Source organism: Gordonia sp. (in: high G+C Gram-positive bacteria) (assembly GCF_047600385.1).
GTDB lineage: Bacteria > Actinomycetota > Actinomycetes > Mycobacteriales > Mycobacteriaceae > Gordonia.
In genome coordinates this window covers 2663218-2683638 of the sequence record NZ_JASGKZ010000001.1, presented here as the reverse complement: position 1 = coordinate 2683638, position 20421 = coordinate 2663218, and the positions used below count along the sequence as shown (strand labels likewise).

Sequence of the window (20421 nt, the reverse complement as noted above, 5' to 3'; positions counted from 1 at the left end):
CGGTGTTCGATCCGGTCGGTGTTCGCTCCGGTCTCAGTGGGACGGCTTGGGGCACGACGGGTGCGCGCCCGCGGTCACCAGATCCGACACCGCCTGACGCGGATCGCCGCTGGTCACCAGGCCCTCGCCGACCAGGACCGCGTCGGCGCCCGCCCCGGCGTAGGCCAGCAGGTCGGCGGTGCCGCGCACCCCCGACTCGGCGATCTTGATGACCGTCGACGGCAGCCCGGGCGCGATCCGGCTGAAGCAGTCGCGATCGACCTCCAGGGTCTTCAGGTTGCGCGCGTTGACGCCGATCACCGTGGCACCGGCCTCCAGCGCGCGGTCGGCCTCGGCCTCGGTGTGGACCTCGACGAGCGCGGTCATGCCGAGCGATTCGGTGCGGTCGAGCAGCGAGGCCAGGGCGTGCTGCTCCAGGGCCGCCACGATCAGCAGGATCACGTCGGCGCCGTGCGCGCGGGCCTCGTGGATCTGATAGGGGCCGACGATGAAGTCCTTGCGCAGGATCGGGATGTCGACCGCCGCGCGCACCGCGTCCAGGTCGGCGAGGCTGCCGCGGAACCGTCGTTCCTCGGTGAGCACGCTGATGATGCGCGCCCCGCCCGCCTCGTAGTGCCGGGCCAGTTCGGCGGGATCGGCGATGTTGGCCAGGTCCCCCTTCGACGGGCTCGCCCGCTTCACCTCGGCGATCACGCCGATGCCCGGCTGACGCAGCGCCGCGGTGGCATCGCGGGGCTCGGGGGCCCGCGCGGCGGCCGCCTTCACCGCGGCCAGGTCGAGAACCGCCTCACGGGCGGCGACGTCAGCCTTGACCCCCTCGATGATCGAGTCGAGTACTGTGCCGCCAGTCACCGAGTCGTCCCCTTTCGTGCTGCGGAACCAGGAATGCCCTCAAGGTTAGAGACCCTCGTGTGAGACCGCTCTCCCGGGTCCGTCGAACCGCGCGTACGGCGGATCCGGCGAACCGGGTCTCCGGTGCGAATCGCATGATCGGCGTGCTTGTCGGAGGGAGCCGCTAGGGTGCGGTTCATGCCCTGGAGTGAGGAACAGGTCCTGGCCGCGGCGCCGGACGCATCGTCGGTGAAGGCCGCGCGCAGACTCGCCGTGCCGGGCCCGTGGTCGGCCGCCGGCAGCACCGATGCGCTGCTGTGGGGCTCGTGTCAGGGCAGCGGTAAGAAGCCGTATCAGGTGAGCATCGACCTGCACGGTCCCGCCTACCGCTGCTCGTGTCCGAGCCGGAAGTTCCCGTGCAAGCACGCACTCGCGCTGCTGTTGCTGTGGTCGGCCGGCGCGATCGGCGACGGCGAGGTGGCCGGCTTCGCCGCCGAATGGGCCGACCAGCGCGCCACCCGCACGCAGCGGACCGCCGCCGCCTCCGCGGAACCGGCCGATCCGGAGGCCCGCGCCGCCCGCCGGGCGGCGCGGCTGGAGAAGATGGACGCCGGTGCCGACGACTTCGCGCGCTGGCTCGGCGACCTCGCTCGGGCCGGTCTCGCCGAGGCGCTGCGCCGTCCCGTCGACTGGTGGGAGGGGGCCGCGGCCCGCCTCGTCGATGCGCAGCTCCCCGGGCTGGCCGAACGGGTGCGCGACACCGGCGCCGACGTCGCGCACGGGCTGTCGGCGCCGGAACTCGCCGAACGGGTCGGCCTCTGGTGGACCCTGACGCGGGCGTGGCGGAGTCGGGCGACACTCGACGAGCCGCTGGCCGCCGATCTCGCCGCCGCCGTCGGACTGCCGACGCCCACGGCGCAGGTGCGCGACGGCGAACGCATCGCCGGGACCTGGACCGTGGCCGGCGCCCACCGGGACGAGCGCGGACGACTCGCGCAGCAGCGCACCTGGCTGCGCGCCGACGACGGCCGCTGGGTGATGCTGTTGGAGACCGCCGGTCCCGGGCAGTCGCTCGGCGTCCCCCAGCTCGCCGGGGCCCGGCTCGACGCCGAGGTGGCCCTGTATCCGGGACACGCACCCCGCCGTGGACTGTTCACCGGGGAGGCCGTCCCGGCGGGCCGCGCCACCGCGTTCGTGGCCGGTTCCACCGTCGACGACGCCCTCGACGCCGCGGCCGTCGCCCTGCGTGCCGTGCCGTGGCGCGACCGGCACCCGGTGGTGCTCGACTCCGCCGCGCTGACCGTCGACGGCGGGGTCTGCGACCCGGCAGGCACCGCGCTCCCGTTGAGCGACGACACCCCGCACGAGCGCCTGCTGGCGCTCACCGGAGGGCGGGCCGAGCAGCTCTTCGGCGAACTCGACGGCGGACGGCTGCGCGTGTTGAGCGTCGTGGTGGACGGGGCGGTGACCTCACTGTGAACACCTCGTGGCAGGCCGATCTGCTGACCGCCGCCGTCCTCGGGACCGGGCGCCGACCGCCGCCGACCGTTCCCGCCGAACTCGGCGCCGCCCCCGCCGGTCTCCCGCCGGAGGTCCTTCTCCTGGACCAGCTGGCCGTGGGGGCGGCGCTGGCCCGCGCGGGCCGGACCGCCCGGACCGGCGAACCGATCGCTCCGGCGGCGCCCGAGGTGCGCCCGGCGGCCCCCGAACGTGCGGCGGCGCAGCTGCGCATGCTGATCGAGACGCCGCCGTCCCGCGAACTGCGCACCGAGCTGCTGCGGCGCTGGCTGGCGTGCGCCGAGGAGTCCGGCGTCGTCGTACCGCCGGAGTTCCTGCCGATCCTGGCCGCCCTCGCGGTGACCGAACCCGAGCTGCGCGCACCGCTGGCCGCGGTCCGGGGTCGACGCGGCGACTGGCTCGCCGCGCGCGCGACCGCGCAGAAGCGGGGTGCGGGTACCGGGACTGCGGCACCGGCGCCGGCGGCTTCGCCGACGGGCGGCGAGCCGACGCTCGCGGACCTGCGGGCCGACGATCCGGCGGCCGGACTCGACCGGTTGCGGGCCGCCTGGCCCTCGTTGCCCGCGCGAGCCAAGGAGGAGGCGCTCGAGACGCTGCGCACCGGGTTGTCCGCGGCCGACGAGGAGTTCCTCGAGTCGTGTCTGACCGAACGGTCCTCCCGCGTCACCGCGGCCGCCCGCACCCTGTTGACGCTGCTGCCGGACAGCCGTTTCGCCCGGCGGATGGCCGACCGGTTGCGCCCGCTGCTCACGGTCACCGCGCCCGGACGGTTCGCCGCCCTGCGGCCGGGGGCGGGTCCGCGGATCACGGTCTCCCCGCCGCAGACGCTCGACGACGCCGCCCGCCGCGACGGCATCCGGCCGATCGAGGCCGACGCCGACCGGGTGTCCGCGCTGTCGGCGATCGTCGCCGCGGCGCCCCTGCGGACCTGGACCGACACCGCGGGGGCCGCCCCGGCCGTCGTGGTCGCGGCGCTCGCCGACGACGCCACGGTCACCGCGGCCCTCGTGCGGGCCGCCGTCGCCCAGCGGAATCCGGAGTGGGCCGCCGCGCTCGCCGAGGACTCGCGGTCGGCGGATCTGATCGAGGTGCTCGCCCCGGCCGACCGGGAACGCTTCGTGCTGCGGCACCTCCCGATCGAGAGCGACACGGATTTCGCCGGCACCCTGGCCCTCGCCGCGACACCGTGGTCGGCGGCCGTCGCCGATGCCGTCCTCGATCGGCTCGTGCGGCCGGTCCCGGAGAAGAGCCGCGGACCCGGCCTCTGGCTGCCGCACGACGCGACGACCGCGTTCCCCGTCGCCGCGGCACCGCGGATCCGCGTCCTGCTCGACGATCCGCCCGAGACGAACTGCGCGCTCTCCGACGAGCGGCACCGCAAGATGCTGCGCACCGCCCTGTCCTTCCACGCCTTCGACCGATCCATCCGGGAGTCCTTCTCATGACCGACCGCACCGTGCTCTCCGACAACACCGCGCCCTCCGCCGTCACGCCGTCCGACACCGCCGAGGTGGTCCGGGCCCACGCCGAACAGGCCTACGCCGACGAGCTCGCCGCCCTGGACGCCGCCGACGACCGTCCCCGCCCGCCGCAGTGGAAGCTCTCGCCGTGGGCGGTGTCGACCTATCTGCTGGGCGGCACGCTGCCCGACGGCACGGTGATCACCCCGAAGTACATCGGCAGCAGGCGGCTCATCGAGATCGCCGTCGCCTCGCTCGCCACCGACCGGGCCCTGCTGCTGCTCGGTGTCCCGGGCACCGCGAAGTCGTGGGTCAGCGAGCATCTCGCCGCCGCCGTCAGCGGCGACTCGACCCTGGTGGTGCAGGGCACCGCGGGCACCGGTGAGGAGACCATCCGGTACGGCTGGAACTACGCGAGCCTGCTCGCCGAGGGCCCGTCCGAGCGCGCCCTGGTCCCGGGACCGGTGATGCGCGCGATGCGCACCGGCGCCCTGGCCCGGATCGAGGAGCTCACCCGCATCCCGGCGGACGTGCAGGATTCGCTCATCACCATCCTCAGCGAGAAGACGCTCCCGGTGCCCGAACTCGACACCGAGGTGCAGGCGCGGCGCGGTTTCAACGTGATCGCCACCGCCAACAACCGCGACAAGGGCGTCAACGACCTCTCGTCCGCGCTGCGTCGCCGGTTCACCACCGTGGTGCTGCCGCTCCCCGATTCGCTCGACGACGAGGTCGACATCGTGACCCGCCGCGTCACCAGCCTCGGCGCCGCCCTGGACCTGCCCGCCGACCTGGAATCGCTCAGCGAGATCCGCCGGGTGGTCACCGTGATGCGGGAGCTGCGCGCGGGCGTCACCGCGGACGGCCGCACCACCGTCAAGTCGCCGAGTTCCACCCTGTCGACCGCCGAGGCGATCTCCGTGGTGACCAGCGGGCTGAGCCTGGCCGCGCATTTCGGCGACGGCGTGGTGGGTGCGGACGACGTCGCCGCGGGTCTGCTCGGCGCGGTGGTGAAGGATCCGGTGCAGGACTCGGTGGTCTGGGACGAGTACCTGGAGACCGTCGTCCGCGGCCGCCCCGGCTGGGACGACCTGTACCGGGCGTGCCGCGATCTCGGCGGCGCGCCCGCCGGCCGCGGATGACCACGCCGGGCGTGCACGTCCTCGGCATCCGTCACCACGGGCCGGGGTCGGCACAGAGCGTCGCGGCGGCCCTGGCCGCGCTGGAACCGGACCTGGTGCTGGTGGAGGGGCCGCCGGAGCTGACACCGATCCTGCCGTTGCTCGCCGACGTGGACACCGCGCCGCCGGTCGCCGGACTGGTGTACGCCGCCGACGAGCCGAGCCGGGCGGCGTTCTACCCGCTCGCTGCGTTCTCGCCGGAGTGGATCACCACCCGGTGGGCGCTCGACCGCACGGTGCCCGTGCAGTGGATCGATCTGCCGGGGGCGCAGTCGCTGGCCCTGCGGGCGGCGGTCGAGGCGGCGCGGGCCGAACCCGGGGCGGACGGGCCCGTCGTCGATCCCGCAGGTGTCGATCTCGCGGTCACCGATCCGATCGGGGCGCTCGCCGCCGCGGCCGGCTACGACGACCCCGAGCGCTGGTGGGAGGACGCCGTCGAGCATCGCAGCGGCGCGGTCGTGGACTCGGTGGACTCCGACGGCACCGCGGGCGGCACGGCGCTCGAGCACTTCGCGGGCCTGACCGAGGCGATCGCCGAACTGCGCCGGGACGAGCCCGCGCCCGCACCGCTGGTCGACGACGCGAAGCTCCTCGACACGGTCGCCGCCGCGCTGCCCACCGGTCCGGCGACGACCGCCGTCCGCGAGGCCGCGATGCGCAAGGCCGTGCGCGCCGCGCTCAAGGCCGGGCACGAGCGCATCGCCGTCGTCTGCGGGGCGTGGCACGCACCGGCAATCGATCCGAAGACCGCGTCGGTGTCCGCCGACAATCGACTGCTGCGCGGGCTGCCGAAGTGCAAGACGGCCGCGGCGTGGATCCCCTGGACGGCCACCCGGCTCAGTCAGGACAGCGGATACGGCGCGGGCGTGGCCTCGCCCGGCTGGTACCGCCACCTGTACGACAGCCGGGTCCGCGGCGAGGACCCGGAGACCGCGGCGTCGTCGTGGCTGGTCCGGGTGGCCCGGGAGCTCCGCGCGCAGGGGCTGGCCGCGTCGCCGGCCGCGGTGGTCGACGCCGCGCGCCTGGCCCGCACCCTCGCCACCCTGCGCGGCCGCCCCCATCCGGGGCTCGCCGAACTCGACGATGCCGCGCTGACGGTGCTGGCCGACGGCGAGCGTCTCCCGCTGACCCTGGTGCACGAGAACCTGGTCGTCGGCCCGGACCTCGGGCGCGTCCCCGACAATGCGCCCCTGGTCCCCCTCGCGGCGGATCTGCAGCGGCTGCAGCGCAGCTGCCGCCTGAAGCCCGCGGCGAAGAGCCAGACGGTGACCCTGGACCTGCGCACCGACTCCGGCCGGGCCCGCTCGGTCCTGCTGCATCGGCTCACCCTGCTCGGGATCGACTGGGGCGAGCCCGCCGACGCCGGGCGCACCACCGGCACGTTCAAGGAGGCGTGGGAGCTGGTCTGGGATCCGGCGCTCGCCGTCGCCGTCGTGGAGGCCGGGATGTACGGCACCACCGTCGCCTCGGCCGCGGCCGCCAAGGTCGCCGCGCAGGCGCGCGAGTCCACCGATCTGGCCACGTTGTCGGCGCTCGTCGACGCCTGCCTGCTGGCCGAGCTCCCGGTCGGCGACGTGGTCCGGGCCCTCGCCGACCGGGCGGCCGCCCACAGCGAGGTGTCCGAACTGCTCGGCGCCCTCGAACCGCTCGCCCGCGTCTGCCGTTACGGCACCGTCCGCGACGTCGACACCACTCAGGTGGCGCAGGTCCTGGAGGCCACGGCGCTGCGCGCGGCCATCGGCCTGCCCGGGGCGGCGGTCTCGCTCGCCGACGACGCCGCCCTCGCCCTGCGGGCGGCGATGGAGTCCGCCCACCGCGGGCTCCTGCTGCTCGACGCACCCGCGCCGGATGCCGATCCGGGCCCCGACCCCGTCTCGACCGGTCCCGGCCCGACCGACCAGTGGACGGCCGCCCTGCGCGAGGTGGCGGCGCACGACCAGGTCCCCGGCCTGATCGGCGGCCGCGCCGCCCGCATGCTCCTCGATGCCGGGCACGTCGACCGCGATGCCGTCCAGCTCCGGATGAGCCGGGCCCTGTCCGTGGCCGCCGACCCGATCGACGGCGCGGGCTGGCTCGACGGCTTCCTGGCCGGCGACGCGATGGTGCTCCTGCACGACACCGCGCTGCTCGGCGTCGTCGACGAATGGCTCACCGGCGTCCCCGTCGAGGTGTTCGACGATCTGCTGCCCCTCCTACGGCGCACCTTCGCCGAGTTCTCGACCGCCGAACGCCGGAACCTCGGCCGGCAGCTGAGCAGGAGAAGCGACGACGCCCCGTCGGCGGACACCCTCGACACGACCCGCGCGACGCCGGCCGCGCTCGCGGTGGCGAACCTGATCGGATGGAAGACGGCATGACCGACACCTCGAACCCGGAGACCCCCGACCCCGGCACGCCCGGGCCGGGTCTCTCCTCGCCAGACGACCGGCTGACCCGCTGGCGGCTGGTCCTCGGCGGCGGCGAGGCCGACGGGATCGGCGTCGCACGCGACGCCATGACCATCGACGACGCCGCCCGCGACCGGGTGCTGGGCGACCTGTACGACGCCCCACGACGCGGCGGACTGAACGGCTCGCAGCCGAAGGTCTCCCGGTGGCTCGGCGACATCCGGACCTACTTCCCGTCGACAGTGGTCCAGGTGATGCAGCGCGATGCGATGGACCGTCTCGGTCTGCGGCAGCTGCTGCTGGAACCGGAGATGCTCGCCGCGGTGCAGCCCGACATCCACCTGGCAACCACCTTGATCGGCCTCACCTCGGTGATGGACGAGACCACCCGCGAGACCGCCCGGACCGTCGTCCGCACGGTGACCGACGAACTCGAGGAACGGCTGCGCAGCGCCACCGTCCAGGCCGTCACCGGCGCGCTGGACCGGTCTGCGCGCACCCGGCGGCCACGCCCGGCCGACATCGACTGGAACCGGACCATCGCGGCGAACCTGCGGAACTATCAGCCGGAGTACCGTTCGGTGATCCCGGAGAAGCTGATCGGCCACGCCCGACGTCGCTCCCAGGTGCAGCGGCAGATCGTCCTCGCGATCGACCAGTCCGGGTCGATGGCCGAATCGGTGGTCTTCGCGGGTGTGTTCGGCGCGGTCCTGGCGTCGCTGCCGTCGGTCTCGACGCGACTGGTGGTGTTCGACACCGCCGTCGTCGACCTGACCGACGACCTCGACGACCCGGTCGACATCCTGTTCGGGGTGCAGCTCGGCGGCGGCACCGACATCAACCGGGCGGTGGCCTACTGTCAGCAGCACATCACCGTGCCCACCGAGACCATCGTGATCCTGATCAGCGACCTCTACGAGGGCGGGGTCGCCGAGGAGTTGAAGGAGCGCTCCCGCGCGATCGTCGATTCGGGGGCGACGATGATCGCCCTCCTGGCGCTCTCCGATTCCGGCGCACCCGCGTTCGACGCCGAACTCGCCGGTGAACTCGCCGAACTGGGCGTGCCCGCGTTCGCCTGCACCCCGGATCTGTTCCCGGATCTGATGGCCGCAGCGATCGAGGGCCGGGACGTCACCGAGTGGGCGGCGGGCAACGACATCGTCACCACCCACCGCACCTAGGCCCGCCCACGACGATCGACCCCTTTCTACGATCGCCCCCTTTCGATGATCCCCCATTCGATGATCGGCACCGTCTTCGATGATCGGGCCCCTTCTCGATGATCGAGCGGAGTCGAGATCACATACCCCCACGCTCCCCGAGCGACCTCCCCGCCGCCGGCTGAGCCGGAGCACGAACGACGTGAGTGTCCGTGTCGAAGCCCGCCCCGACGACGAGCCGCCCGCCACGACCGCCGCACGCGGCTGCTCGCGATCCGGCACGACGCTCGTCGGTGTCACGAGGTCAGCGGCGCGAGTCCTTCGCGGTCTCCTCGTCCGAGTCCTCGTCGTCGGTGGGGTCGACACCCGAGTCGAGGGAGTCCCAGAACTCCCGTTCCGTCGGGGCCGGAGCCGCTGCCGCCGCCGCGGCCTGGCGCCGCTCGTGTTCGGCGAAGGCGCGTCGTTCCAGATCCTCACGGCGGGCCGCGGGCGAGGAGTACTTCGACGACATCCGTCGACCGCTCGAGGCGGACCGGAGGATCATGATCGCCGCGATCACCGCGCACAGCGCCGAGAGCAGCACGACGACGCCGGGTTCCCACTCGTTGGTCACCGCCACCACCTCGGCGCGGGCCGGGATCTCGACCACGCCGACGGCGTACCAGTCGTCGCCGCTGCCCAGCAGGGAGATCGCCGGGAAGGCGATCGCCACTCCGGCGAGGGCCACGAGAACCGCCACGATCCGCAGGAGGAGCCCGTGCAGCGCGAACAGTGCGGGCACGGCGGCGAGGAACACCAGCGCCACGGCGAACAGCCAGGGGCTCCAGTCGGAGCCGAGCACCTCGAAGATGCGCGCCGGACTCAGATCGTCCTCGGTGTAGACCGAGGCCCACGTCATCCGCGACGACGCCCACAGCGTGCCCGCGGCGATCAGCAGCAGGATCGTGGCGATCATCTGCGGGCGTCGACCGCCGCCGCCCGCCGACTCCCCGGAGTCCCCCGAGGCGGAATCCCCCGGAGATGAATCTCCCTGAGTCGTATCCTCTCGGGTGACATCCCCTTGCGCGGAATCCTCCCGGGCGGCCCCGGGATCGGCGGCGCCGGGAGCGGGCCGAGTCGATTCCGGCCGGGCGGGCTCGGTGGGGCCGTCGGTCATGCGTCGTCCTCCCCGCTCCGCACATCGGCCACCGGCGCCATCGTCTCCGCGGCGGCGATCGCGTTGAGCACGGCCGTGGCCTTGTTGCGGGCCTCGTTGAACTCGTACTCCGCGTCGCTGTCGGCGACGACGCCCGCACCGGCCTGCACGTAGGCGCGGTCCCCGGACATCAGCGCGGTGCGGATGGCGATCGCGGTGTCGGCGTCGCCGGCGAAGTCGAGGTACCCGACGATCCCGCCGTACAGGCCGCGGCGCGTCAGCTCGTTCTCCTCGATCAACTGCATGGCGCGGACCTTCGGTGCCCCCGACAGCGTCCCGGCCGGGAAGCACGCGGTGACCGCGTCGAGGGCCTGTTTGCCCTCGCGGAGCTGTCCGGAGACCGTCGACACCAGGTGCATCACGTGGCTGTAGCGCTCCACGCGCCGGTAGTCGGTGACCCGCACGGTCCCCGGCCGGCAGACGCGGCCGAGATCGTTGCGGCCGAGATCGACGAGCATCAGGTGCTCGGCGTTCTCCTTCTCGTCCTCCAGCAGTCCCTTGGCCAGGAGCGTGTCCTCCTCCTCGGTGGCGCCGCGCCAGCGGGTGCCCGCGATCGGGTGGGTGGTGGCGACGCCTTCGGCGACGGTCACCAGGGCCTCCGGCGACGAGCCGACGATGCTGAACGGCCGCGCCGCCGCGCCCGAGGCGCCCAGGGCCGGGAGTCGCAGCAGGTACATGTACGGGCTCGGATTCGAGGCCCGCAGCACGCGGTAGACGTCGACCGGATCGGCCTCGGTCTCCATCTCGAACCGCATCGACGGCACCACCTGGAAGGCCTCCCCGGCTTCGATGGCCTCGACCAGGCCCTCGACGACGGGGGTGAACTCCGCCAGCGACCGCTGGCTGGTGAACTCCGGCGCCACCCGGGAGAAGGTGGAGACCGTCGACGGCGCGGGTGCGGCCAGCGCGGCGGTCATCGCGTCCAGGCGGGCGACGGCGTCGTCGTACGCCTGCTCGGCGCGCTCGTTGCTGCCGTCGAAGTTGATGGCGTTGGCGATCAGCGTGATGGTGCCCTCGTGGTGGTCGAAGGCCGCGAGGTCGGCGACGAGCAGCCAGAACATGTCCGGCAGACCGAGGTCGTCGACGGTCAGTTCCGGCAGCCGCTCCAGGCGACGCGCGAAGTCGTAGGCCATGAATCCGACGAAACCGCCGGTCAGCGGCGGCAGCCCGGGCAGCCGATCGGTCTGCAGCAGGCTCAACGACGCGGCGAGCGATTCGAGCGGGTCACCCTGCGTCGGGGCGCCCGCCGGGACGGTGCCCCACCAGTGCGTCTGGCCGTCGACGCTGGTCAACGCCGACGGCGACCCGGCGCCGATGAACGACCAGCGCGACCACGACTGCCCGTTCTGCGCCGACTCCAGCAGGAAGGTGCCCTCCTTGTCGCCGGCGAGTTTGCGGTACGCCGAGAGCGGGGTCTCCGAGTCGGCGAGCAGTCTGCGGGTCACCGGGACCACGCGGTGGTCGGCGGCCAGGTCGAGGAACTGGTCGAGGGTGGTGGTGTGCGGGACGCTCATCCGAGCGGCACCCCGCCGACGCCCCACTGGGTGCGCGGGATCTCGTTGATGGTGACCCACACCGAGTCGGGGTTCTTCCCGGTCGCGCGGGCGTAGGCCTCGGTGACCGCGGCGATGGTCTCGTTCTTGACCCGGTCGCTGAGGCCGGGGGTCTGCGAGATCTGGATGAGCGGCATGGCGTCGGTCCTTCCTGTGGTGACGTTGCAGGGGGCGTTCGGTGGTGACGCGAGCGATCAGGCGGGGTCCGCGGCGGGGACGCCGAACTCCAGCGGGTCGGTGTCGAAGCAGCTGTGGCTGCCGGTGTGACACGCCGCGCCGGTCTGATCGACGGTCAACAGCAGCGTATCGCCGTCGCAGTCGATCCGGGCGTCGTGCACGTACTGCACGTGGCCGCTGGTCTCCCCCTTGACCCAGTACTGCTGCCGCGACCGGGAGTAATAGGTGGCGCGGCGGGTCGCGAGGGTGCGTTCGAGGGCTTCGTCGTCCATCCACGCCATCATCAGCACCTCACCGGTGGAGCGCTCCTGCGCGATGGCGGCGAAGAGGCCGTCGTCGTTGCGCTTGAGACGGGCGGTGAGTTCGGGGGGCAGTGCCATGGGTGTTCCTGGTGGTTCGGGGTCGGGGTGATCGGATTCGTGCGGTCTGGACGAGACCGGTGATCAGGCGGCGTCCACGGTGATCGAGCGAGGCCCTCGGTGATCGAGCGGAGTCGAGATCACCGGACGCGTTCAGTCGTGATCGGTGCGGACGACGATGCCCTCCGCGGCCATCGCCGACTTCACCTCGCCGATGGTCATCTCGCCGAAGTGGAACACCGAGGCGGCCAGCACCGCGTCGGCGCCGGCCCGCACGGCGGGCGGGAAGTGCTCGGTCCGGCCCGCGCCGCCGCTGGCGATCACCGGGATGCCCACCGCCGCCCGGACGGCCTCGATCATCCGCAGGTCGAAGCCCTCCTTGGTGCCGTCGGCGTCCATGGAGTTCAGCAGGATCTCGCCCACGCCGAGTTCCTCGCCGCGGCGGGCCCACTCGACGGCGTCGATCCCGGTGCCCTTGCGGCCGCCGTGCGTGGTGACCTCCCACCCCGACGGCGTCGGTTCGGATCCCTCGGGAACCGTGCGGGCGTCCACCGACAGCACGATGCACTGCGAACCGAAACGACGACTCATCTCGCTGAGCACCTCCGGCCGGGCGATGGCGGCGGTGTTCACGCTCACCTTGTCCGCACCGGCGCGCAGCATGGTGTCGACGTCGTCGACGGTCCGGATGCCGCCGCCCACGGTCAGCGGGATGAAGATCTGGTCGGCCGTCCGCTTGACCACCTCGATCATGGTGGAGCGTCCGGAACTGGAGGCGGTCACGTCGAGGAAGGTCAGCTCGTCGGCGCCCTCGGCGTCGTAGCGGGCGGCCAGCTCGACCGGGTCGCCGGCGTCGCGCAGGTTCTGGAAGTTCACGCCCTTGACCACGCGGCCGGCGTCGACGTCCAGGCACGGGATCACGCGTACTGCCAGGCTCATGGTTGTCCCCTCTCAGTCGGGAAGTTCAGGTCTCGGTGAAACGTCAGGCGCCGGGGAAGCTCAGCGTGGTCGGAGCGGGCCAGTCGCCGGCGGCGAGGATCTCCAGGAGTTCGTCGTGCACGCCCGGGGCACCCGTCACCAACGACGGCGTGGTGACCGTCCACGGCCTGCCGTACACGTCGGTGGCGACGCCGCCCGCGGCGCGGACCAGTGCGACGCCCGCGGCGTGGTCCCACGGGTGGCGGCCGTACGAGATCGCCCCGGCGAGGATCCCCGCCGCGACGTAGGCCATGTCCGAGCCGGTGGAGCCGTGCATCCGGATCCGGGCGTGTCGCCGGGTGATCTCCCCCTGCACGCGCAGCCGTTCGGCGCCGGGGAACATCCCGCGCTCGTCGACGTAGTAGGAGACGTAGCCGATCGCGCTCCCGTGGAGGGTCCTCGCAGCCAGCGGAGGCACCGGCTCGCCGTCGACCAGCAGCGGCCCGCCCCGGTGGGCGGCGAACCGCTGGCCGCGGCCCGGGATCCAGGTGAGTCCGATCACGGGTTCGCCGTCGACCACCAGCGCCGCCAGCATGGCGGTCATCGGCAGGCCGATCGAATAGTTGAAGGTGCCGTCGATCGGGTCGAGCAGCCAGACGGCGCCGCGTCCGGGGTCCGGGCCGCCGAACTCCTCGCCGTGCACCGCGATGCCGGTGCGGCGGGCGAGTTCGGCGCCGATGCGGCGTTCCAGCGCGAGATCGATCTCGGTGGCGAAGTCGGTGCCGCCCTTGGCCACGGCGCTGGGCGCCCCCATCCCGGCGAGGAAGTCCGCGGACGCCTCGTCCAGGATCTCGCCGGCCACGGCCAGCAGGCCGGGCAGCGCGGCGGGGTCGACCGTCGTCACGGCGGTTACTGCGCTGCCGCGGCCACGGCCGCCAGGGCCTCGGGCAGGGTGAACCGACCGGCGTAGAGCGCCTTGCCGATGATCGCGCCCTCCACGCCGAGCGGAGCCAGACCGGCGATGGCCACCAGGTCGTCGAGCGCCGAGATCCCGCCGGAGGCGATGACGGGCGCGTCGGTCGCGCGGGCCACCTGCTCCAGCAGCTCCAGGTTCGGGCCGGTCAGGGTGCCGTCCTTGCTCACGTCGGTCACCACGTAGCGCGCGCAGCCGTCGCCGTCCAGGCGTTCCAGGATCTCCCAGAGGTCACCGCCGTCGGTCACCCAGCCGCGGCCGCGCACCCGGTAGGCGCCGGTGTCGTCGCGCAGCACGTCCAGGCCGACGGCGATCTTGTCGCCGTGCTCGGCGATGGCCTTCGCACACCATTCGGGGTTCTCGATCGCCGCGGTGCCCAGGTTGACGCGGGTGCAGCCGGTGGCGAGCGCCGCCGCCAGCGAGGCGTCGTCGCGGATGCCGCCGGACAGTTCCAGCTTCACGTTGAGTTCGGCGGCCACCTCGCTGATCACCGCACGGTTCTCGCCGCGCCCGAAGGCGGCGTCGAGGTCGACCATGTGGATCCACTCGGCACCGTCGCGCTCCCAGGCCAGGGCCGCATCGCGCGGGGTGCCGTACGACGTCTCCGAGCCCGCGGCGCCCTGCACCAGGCGGACGGCCTGACCGTCGACGATGTCGACGGCGGGCAGGAGTTCCAGGATCTGGGCCATCAGTGGGATCGGCTTTCTCTCGGGGTCAGGGGGTCTTCGGTGGGGTTCTTCAAATCGTCGATCTCGCGCTGGATCCCGCGCAGTTCATAGCGCGCGACCAGGGCCATCACGATCAACATCACGACGACGGCGCCGGTCGCCACGCCCAGGGCGGCGGTCGCCGCGGTCCGGGCGAGCCACCACACGAGCGGGATCGTCAGGATCAGCACCAGCACGGCCGCCCCGAGGGCGCGGGCGACCATCCGGCCGAACGAGAACTCCTCGTCGGCCCGGGGGCGTCGTCGCGCCGCTCCTCCGGTGGCGGACCGCTCGGTCACAGGGTGGCCACCCAGTTGCGCAGCAGCGCCGCGCCGACGTCGCCGGACTTCTCCGGGTGGAACTGCGTGGCCCACAGCGGCCCGTTCTCCACCGCGGACAGGAACGGGGCGCCGTAGGTGGTCCAGGTGAGCTTCGGCGCGCGCAGCGGCGAGTCCTCGTTGTCCATCTCCCAGGTCTGGGCGGCATAGGAGTGCACGAAGTAGAAGCGCGCCTCCGGAGCGATTCCGGCGAACATCTGCGAGTCGGCGGGGGCGTCGACGGTGTTCCAGCCCATGTGCGGCAGCACCTCGGCGGGCAGTCGCGTCACCGCGCCCGGCCATTCGCCGCACCCGGCGGTCTCGACGCCGAACTCGACGCCCTGCTCGAACAGGATCTGCATGCCGACGCAGATGCCCAGGACCGGGCGGCCGCCGGCGAGACGCCGTCCGATGATCCGGTCGCCGCGGACCGCGCGCAGCCCCTCCATGCACGCCTCGTAGGCGCCCACACCGGGGACCAGCAGGCCGTCGGCGGTCAGCGCCGTGTCGAAGTCGGCGGTCACCTCGACCCGGGCTCCGGCCCGCTCCAGGGCGCGTTGCGCCGAGCGCACGTTGCCCGAGCCGTAGTCGAGCAGGGCGACGTTCGGGACGGTCCCCGCGGCGGCCGTGTCCGGGGCGCTCACAGCGTGCCCTTGGTGGACGGGATGCCGGTGACCCGCGGATCGGGTTCGACGGCGGCGCGCAGCGCGCGGGCCACGGCCTTGAACTCGGCCTCGGTGATGTGGTGCGGGTCGCGGCCGTACAGCACGCGCACGTGCAGCGCGATCCGGGCGTTGAGGGCCAGCGACTCCCACACGTGCTGGTTGATCACGGTCGCGTAGGTGGTCGTCGGGCCCTTGTCGCCGCCGGAGTATCCGCCGATCACCGAGGTCAGCATGTGGTCGGGCTCGCCGGTGAAGACGCAGTAGGGGCGGCCGGACACGTCCACGACGGCTTGCACGAGCGTCTCGTCCATAGGGATCCACGCGTCGGCGAAACGCCGGATGCCGCGCTTGTCGCCGAGGGCTTCGGCGATCGCCTGGCCGAGCACGATCATCGTGTCCTCGACCGTGTGGTGGGCTTCGATCTCGATGTCGCCGACGGCCTGCACGGTCAGGTCGAAGCCGCCGTGCGCGCCGAACGCGGTGAGCATGTGGTCGAAGAACGGCACCCGGGTGGAGATGTCGGTGGCGCCGGTGCCGTCGAGGTCGATCTCGACGGTGATCGACGATTCGCGCGTGGTGCGCTCGATGCGGGCCTTGCGGCTCATGCGGTGGCCTTTCGGTCCGACGTGAGCGTCCGGCTCACGTCCAGGAAGACGTCGTTCTCGGCGGGCAGGCCGATGGTGGCCCGCAGGCGGCCCGGGATGCCGACGTCGCGGATCAGCACGCCGTGGTCGAGGTAGCGCCGCCAGGTGGCGGGCGCGTCGTCGAACTCGCCGAACAGCAGGAAGTTCGCGTCCGAGGCGATCACGTCGAAGCCCATCGCGGTGAGCTCGGCGGCCACCCGTCTACGTTCGGCGACGATCGCCGCGACCCCGGCGAGGGTCTCGGTGCTGTGGCGCAGCGCCACCCGTGCGGCGGCCTGGGTGAGCATCGACAGGTGGTACGGCAGCCGGACCAGCAGCAACGCGTCGATCATCGCGGGAGCGGCCGCCAGATAGCCCAGGCGTCCGCCGGCGAAGGCGAAGGCCTTGCTCATGGTGCGCGAGACGATGATCTTCGACGGGCACTCGTCGATCAGACCGACGGCGCTCGGACGGTCGGAGAACTCTCCGTAGGCCTCGTCGACGATCACGATGCCCGGTGCGGCGTCGAGGATCCGGCGCAGGTCGTCCGGCGCGAGGGAGCCGCCGGTCGGGTTGTTCGGCGAGGTGACGAACACGACGTCGGGGCGCCGCGCGGTGATCTCGCCGACCGCGTAGTCGATGTCCAGGCCGAAGTCGGCGGCCCGCTCGGCGTCGATCCAGGCGGTCTGGGTGCCGTCGGAGATGATCGGGTGCATCGAGTACGACGGCGTGAAGCCGAGCGCGCTGCGGCCGGGGCCGCCGAACGCCTGCAGGATCTGCTGCAGGATCTCGTTGGAGCCGTTCGCCGCCCAGACGTTGTCCGCGGTCAGCGGCACGCCGGTCGCGTCGGACAGGTAGTCGGCGAGGTCGGTGCGCAGCGCGCGCGCATCGCGATCCGGGTAGCGGTGCAGGTCTCCGGCGCAGTCGGCGACGGCCTCGGCGATGTCGTCGACGAGGGCCCGGCTCGGCGGGTGCGGGTTCTCGTTGGTGTTGAGGACCACCGACACCGACAGCTGCGGTGCGCCGTAGGCGCTCTTCCCGCGCAGCGACTCGCGCAGCGGCAGATCGTCGAGCCCGATCCTGCCGCCGATCACCCGTGGCGTCCCGCTGTCCGTCCCCGCGTCGACCGAGTTCTCGGCAGCGGCCGAGTTCTCGGCGCCGGCTGAGCCCGTCGAAGCCCCGCCCTCCCCCGTCATCGGTCGGCCTCCGCGGCGAAGCGGACCGTGACCGCGTCGCCGTGCGCGGGCAGGTCCTCGGCCTGGGCGAGGGTGACGACGCGGTCGGCGATTCCGGCCAGCGCGGCGCGGTCGTAGTCGATGACGTGCACGCCGCGCAGGAAGGTCTGCACCGACAGACCCGACGAGTACCGGGCCGAGCCGGAGGTGGGCAGCACGTGGTTGGAGCCCGCGCAGTAGTCGCCGAGGCTCACCGGCGAGTAGGTGCCGACGAAGATCGCGCCGGCGCTGGTCACCCGGTCGGCGACGGCCGCGGCGTCGCGGGTCTGGATCTCCAGGTGCTCGGCGGCGTAGGCGTCCACCACGCGCAGGCCCGCGTCGACGTCGTCGACCAGGACGATGCCGGACTGCGGACCGCTCGAGTGCGGTGTGCACGCGTTCGGTGTGCTTGGTGGCGGCGGCCTGCCGGGCGACCTCGGTGTCGACGGCGTCGGCGAGCGTCTCGCTGTCGGTCACCAGCACGGAGGCGGCGAGGACGTCGTGTTCGGCCTGGCTGATCAGATCGGCGGCGATGACGGCCGGGTCGGCGGTCTCGTCGGCCAGGATCGCGATCTCGGTGGGGCCGGCCTCGGAGTCGATGCCGACCACGCCGCGGACCAGGCGCTTGGCGGCGGTCACGTAGATGTTGCCGGGGCCGGTGATCAGGTCGACCGGATCGAGGTCGGCGCCGGTGGTGTCGGTGCCGCCGTAGGCCAGCAGCGCGATGCCCTGGGCGCCGCCGACGGCCCAGACCTCGTCGACGCCGAGCAGCGCGCACGCGGCCAGGATCGTGGGGTGCGGCCAGCCGCCGAAATCGGCCTGCGCCGGGGAGGCGACGACCAGCGAACCGACACCCGCCTCCTGCGCGGGCACCACGTTCATGACGACCGACGACGGGTAGACGGCGTTGCCGCCCGGGACGTAGAGACCCACGCGGCCGACCGGGATCCACTTCTCGGCGACGGTGCCGCCGTCGACCACGGTGGTCACCGAGGTCTGGCGACGCTGGTCGGCGTGGACCAGGCGCGCCCGGCGGATCGCCTCCTCGAGCGCATCAGTGACGGCCGGGTCGAGGTCGGCGCGGGCCCGAGCGATCACCTCGGCCGGGACCCGCACCGAACCGGGACGGATCCTGTCGAACTTCTCGGTGTAGTCGAGGGCGGCGGAGGCTCCATGCTCGGCGATCGCCTCCACCACCGGCGTGACCACCGGGAGGACGGAGTTGATGTCGGTACCACCGCGCGGCAGGGCGCGACGCAACTGGCTGAGCGTCACGTGGGCGCCGCGCAGATCGGTTCTGGCGAGCATTGGCTGAGTGCTCCACTTCTGTGGTTCGTAGCGGGGACGGCCGGACGGCCCCCTCAAGGATATGCGCCGTTGGCAAAGCCTTTCCAACCAGTCCTTCGAGTCCGGCGCGCGTGGAACCCGCGGAGCGGGAAACCGGGCCCTCGGTCCTGGAGTTCCACCGAATCCGGTGCCGTGCACTCGCCGCACGCTTAGGTTGGACACGTCCGGTCCGTACGACGAGAGGCGGCTCCCATGGGGATCTCCGATTCCTTCGATTCCATCAAGAACATCGCGACCAATTCGGTGGCCAGGTCCGGCGACATCGTCGAGAGCGCGGGCGACCTCCTCAAGGGCGACATCAAGGGCGGCGCCACCAAGATGGCGAGCAGCATCACCGACATCGCCACCACCGCCGCCACCGAGGGCATCAGTGCCGCGGGCAGTGCGGCCGGTGCCGTCGGCGAGGTGATGAAGAAAGCCACCGGACAGGGCGACGACGCTCCCGATTCGGGCTCCTCCCAGGACCGGTCCGCGGACACTCCGCCCGCGTCCTGAACCGGGGCCGCTCCCATGCGACGATCCGCACTCCTGATCGTGGGCACGGCGGCGGTCCTGGCGGCCGCCGGGTGTTCGTCCGGCGGCGCCGACGACGCGTCGGACGCACCGGAGATCCGGACCGTCACCACGACCGTGCCCGCGACCGGTCAGGATGCCGACGCGTCGAGCACCGGCGCCTCCGATCCGTTCTCGGTCGACGGGGTGATCACGCCGTCGAAGTCCGATCGATTCGTGACCGCGCTGCGGAAGGCCGCCGAGACCGGAGGGCGGCTCACGATCGCGATCGAAGCCGCGCGCAAGGAGGCCGAGGTTCCGCTCAACGCCTCCGGCGACACCAAGGTCGTGGTCTTCCGGACGTCGACCGGACTGGCGTCGTACACGATCCGCGTGAACGACCACTACCGTCAGGAGTGTTCGGCGCCCCTGCAACTCGGTCTGCCGGATTTCCGGATGTGCCAGACGGTGACGGTCGAGCGCGATCCCACGTTGGTCGAGAAGTATCTGCCGAACGCCGACAAGGCGTCGGTGGGCGACGACGCGTTCTCCCTGACGACGGTCTCCTGACGCGACTGGTTCGGGGCTGTGCTGCTCTCCGGCCCGTACCGCCGTCACGGATCGACGCTTCTCGTCGCTGTCGTACCCCCGGTCTACCTTGTCGCGGAGAACACAGGCGGACGCCACGGACGGAGGAAGACCATGACGACCTACCGGAAGAACGAGAAGAGGTCCGACGGCGGCGGGGACCTCTCGGCGCTCGCGTTTCGCTGTCGACGGTGCGACAAGGTCGCTTTTCCGTCTCGGAACGCAGCGCGTCGGGCCGCCCGGACTCGTCAGTTGCATGACACCCACTCGTATCGCTGTCCCGCGGGCAACGGTGTGCACCTGGGCCACCAGCCCGAATCCGTCCGTCGCGGTCGTGTCTCCTCCGATGCGTACGCTCTCGGCGCCCGCGGCCATCGGCTGCACAGAGTCGGTTCCGAGGTCCGGAAGCGATTCGCTGAGGTGTTCCCGAACACCGTGCTCGTCTCGTTCGCGGACGAGTTCACCGACGTCGTCGCACAACACTGGTCTGCCGACGGACGAGGTCCGACGTGGCGTGAAGCGATCACTCCGTTCCTCGATCGCCCCGGGCACCCGGTGACGGAGTTCTTCGATGCTCCCGACGGATGGAAACAGGACCGCTGGCGTGAACAGGCACTGCTTCTCCTCCTGGAGACGCTTCGAGACGACCGGTGGATCACCTTCGATGACCGACCGCGTTCGCTGCGCGCCATGGATGACGGTGCTCGACATCGAGATCCCGTCGATGTCCCGGACCGGACCGCACGGCCGTAACCT

Annotated in this window: 19 protein-coding genes and 2 pseudogenes; 8 read left to right on the top strand and 13 right to left on the bottom strand. The window is 72.6% G+C overall.

Annotated features, from left to right (window positions below; translation table 11 throughout):
• Positions 1-33 precede the first annotated feature (33 nt).
• Positions 34-852 carry an indole-3-glycerol phosphate synthase TrpC gene (trpC, locus tag QM809_RS12145; protein ID WP_415046042.1) on the bottom strand — a complete coding sequence of 273 codons (819 nt, stop codon included), beginning with the start codon at positions 850-852 and terminating at the stop codon, positions 34-36.
• Positions 853-1029: 177 nt separating this feature from the next.
• Between trpC and QM809_RS12140 the strand changes: the two genes are divergently transcribed.
• From QM809_RS12140 to QM809_RS12120, 5 genes are read left to right on the top strand one after another with little or no spacing between them, the layout of a single operon-like run.
• A complete protein-coding gene (locus tag QM809_RS12140; protein ID WP_415046041.1) occupies positions 1030-2310 on the top strand; it encodes an SWIM zinc finger family protein in 1281 nt (426 codons plus the stop codon).
• On the top strand, positions 2307-3794 hold the full coding sequence (locus QM809_RS12135; RefSeq protein WP_415046040.1) for a DUF5691 domain-containing protein: 1488 nt from the start codon (positions 2307-2309) through the stop codon (positions 3792-3794). The genes QM809_RS12140 and QM809_RS12135 overlap by 4 nt, the downstream gene beginning before the upstream one ends.
• Entirely contained in the window at positions 3791-4951 is a 1161-nt protein-coding gene (locus QM809_RS12130) for an ATP-binding protein (protein WP_415046039.1), read from the top strand. Before QM809_RS12135 ends, QM809_RS12130 begins: the two co-directional genes overlap by 4 nt.
• Positions 4948-7347 carry a DUF5682 family protein gene (locus QM809_RS12125; RefSeq protein WP_415046038.1) on the top strand — a complete coding sequence of 800 codons (2400 nt, stop codon included), beginning with the start codon at positions 4948-4950 and terminating at the stop codon, positions 7345-7347. The genes QM809_RS12130 and QM809_RS12125 overlap by 4 nt, the downstream gene beginning before the upstream one ends.
• The gene (locus tag QM809_RS12120; protein ID WP_415046037.1) at positions 7344-8558 is read left to right on the top strand and encodes a VWA domain-containing protein; all 1215 of its coding nucleotides are present in this window, start codon (positions 7344-7346) and stop codon (positions 8556-8558) included. The genes QM809_RS12125 and QM809_RS12120 overlap by 4 nt, the downstream gene beginning before the upstream one ends.
• Before the next feature lie 283 nt (positions 8559-8841).
• Here the strand turns inward: QM809_RS12120 and QM809_RS12115 are convergent, their stop codons facing one another.
• From QM809_RS12115 to hisD, 12 genes and pseudogenes are all read right to left on the bottom strand, one after another.
• On the bottom strand, positions 8842-9492 hold the full coding sequence (locus tag QM809_RS12115; protein WP_415046036.1) for a TIGR02234 family membrane protein: 651 nt from the start codon (positions 9490-9492) through the stop codon (positions 8842-8844).
• Between the two features lie 197 nt (positions 9493-9689).
• On the bottom strand, positions 9690-11246 hold the full coding sequence (locus tag QM809_RS12110) for an anthranilate synthase component I (RefSeq protein ID WP_415046035.1): 1557 nt from the start codon (positions 11244-11246) through the stop codon (positions 9690-9692).
• Positions 11243-11431, bottom strand: a pseudogene (locus QM809_RS12105) (tautomerase family protein); the annotation flags it as partial. The pseudogene QM809_RS12105 and the gene QM809_RS12110, both read right to left, overlap by 4 nt.
• A 48-nt stretch (positions 11432-11479) precedes the next feature.
• Positions 11480-11842: a phosphoribosyl-AMP cyclohydrolase gene (gene hisI, locus QM809_RS12100; RefSeq protein ID WP_415046034.1), complete on the bottom strand. Its 363-nt coding sequence runs from the start codon at positions 11840-11842 to the stop codon at positions 11480-11482.
• A gap of 132 nt (positions 11843-11974) precedes the next feature.
• Positions 11975-12760, bottom strand: coding sequence for an imidazole glycerol phosphate synthase subunit HisF (gene hisF, locus QM809_RS12095; protein WP_415046033.1), 786 nt, complete (start codon positions 12758-12760; stop codon positions 11975-11977).
• Between the two features lie 43 nt (positions 12761-12803).
• Positions 12804-13643, bottom strand: a complete 840-nt coding sequence (locus QM809_RS12090; RefSeq protein ID WP_415046032.1) for an inositol monophosphatase family protein — start codon at positions 13641-13643, stop codon at positions 12804-12806.
• A gap of 5 nt (positions 13644-13648) precedes the next feature.
• On the bottom strand, positions 13649-14401 hold the full coding sequence (gene priA / locus QM809_RS12085) for a bifunctional 1-(5-phosphoribosyl)-5-((5-phosphoribosylamino)methylideneamino)imidazole-4-carboxamide isomerase/phosphoribosylanthranilate isomerase PriA (protein ID WP_415046031.1): 753 nt from the start codon (positions 14399-14401) through the stop codon (positions 13649-13651).
• The gene (locus QM809_RS12080) at positions 14401-14718 is read right to left on the bottom strand and encodes a hypothetical protein (protein WP_415046030.1); all 318 of its coding nucleotides are present in this window, start codon (positions 14716-14718) and stop codon (positions 14401-14403) included. The genes priA and QM809_RS12080 overlap by 1 nt, the downstream gene beginning before the upstream one ends.
• Positions 14715-15380 carry an imidazole glycerol phosphate synthase subunit HisH gene (hisH, locus tag QM809_RS12075; RefSeq protein ID WP_415046029.1) on the bottom strand — a complete coding sequence of 222 codons (666 nt, stop codon included), beginning with the start codon at positions 15378-15380 and terminating at the stop codon, positions 14715-14717. The genes QM809_RS12080 and hisH overlap by 4 nt, the downstream gene beginning before the upstream one ends.
• Positions 15377-16006 (bottom strand): imidazoleglycerol-phosphate dehydratase HisB, encoded by a 630-nt coding sequence (hisB, locus tag QM809_RS12070; RefSeq protein ID WP_415046028.1) that lies wholly within the window; start codon positions 16004-16006, stop codon positions 15377-15379. Before hisB ends, hisH begins: the two co-directional genes overlap by 4 nt.
• Positions 16003-17220: a histidinol-phosphate transaminase gene (locus QM809_RS12065; protein ID WP_415046027.1), complete on the bottom strand. Its 1218-nt coding sequence runs from the start codon at positions 17218-17220 to the stop codon at positions 16003-16005. Before QM809_RS12065 ends, hisB begins: the two co-directional genes overlap by 4 nt.
• A pseudogene (gene hisD, locus QM809_RS12060) lies at positions 17217-18546 on the bottom strand (histidinol dehydrogenase). The gene QM809_RS12065 and the pseudogene hisD overlap by 4 nt, the downstream one beginning before the upstream one ends.
• Before the next feature lie 231 nt (positions 18547-18777).
• On the opposite strand from hisD, the gene QM809_RS12055 reads away from it, so the two are divergent.
• The 3 genes from QM809_RS12055 to QM809_RS12045 are packed head-to-tail and all read left to right on the top strand — an operon-like array spanning position 18778 to position 20418.
• A complete protein-coding gene (locus QM809_RS12055; RefSeq protein WP_415046026.1) occupies positions 18778-19080 on the top strand; it encodes a hypothetical protein in 303 nt (100 codons plus the stop codon).
• Positions 19081-19095: 15 nt separating this feature from the next.
• Positions 19096-19647: a hypothetical protein gene (locus QM809_RS12050; RefSeq protein ID WP_415046025.1), complete on the top strand. Its 552-nt coding sequence runs from the start codon at positions 19096-19098 to the stop codon at positions 19645-19647.
• A gap of 18 nt (positions 19648-19665) precedes the next feature.
• Complete coding sequence (locus QM809_RS12045) at positions 19666-20418, top strand: hypothetical protein (RefSeq protein ID WP_415046024.1); 753 nt, start codon at positions 19666-19668, stop codon at positions 20416-20418.
• Positions 20419-20421: the final 3 nt, after the last annotated feature.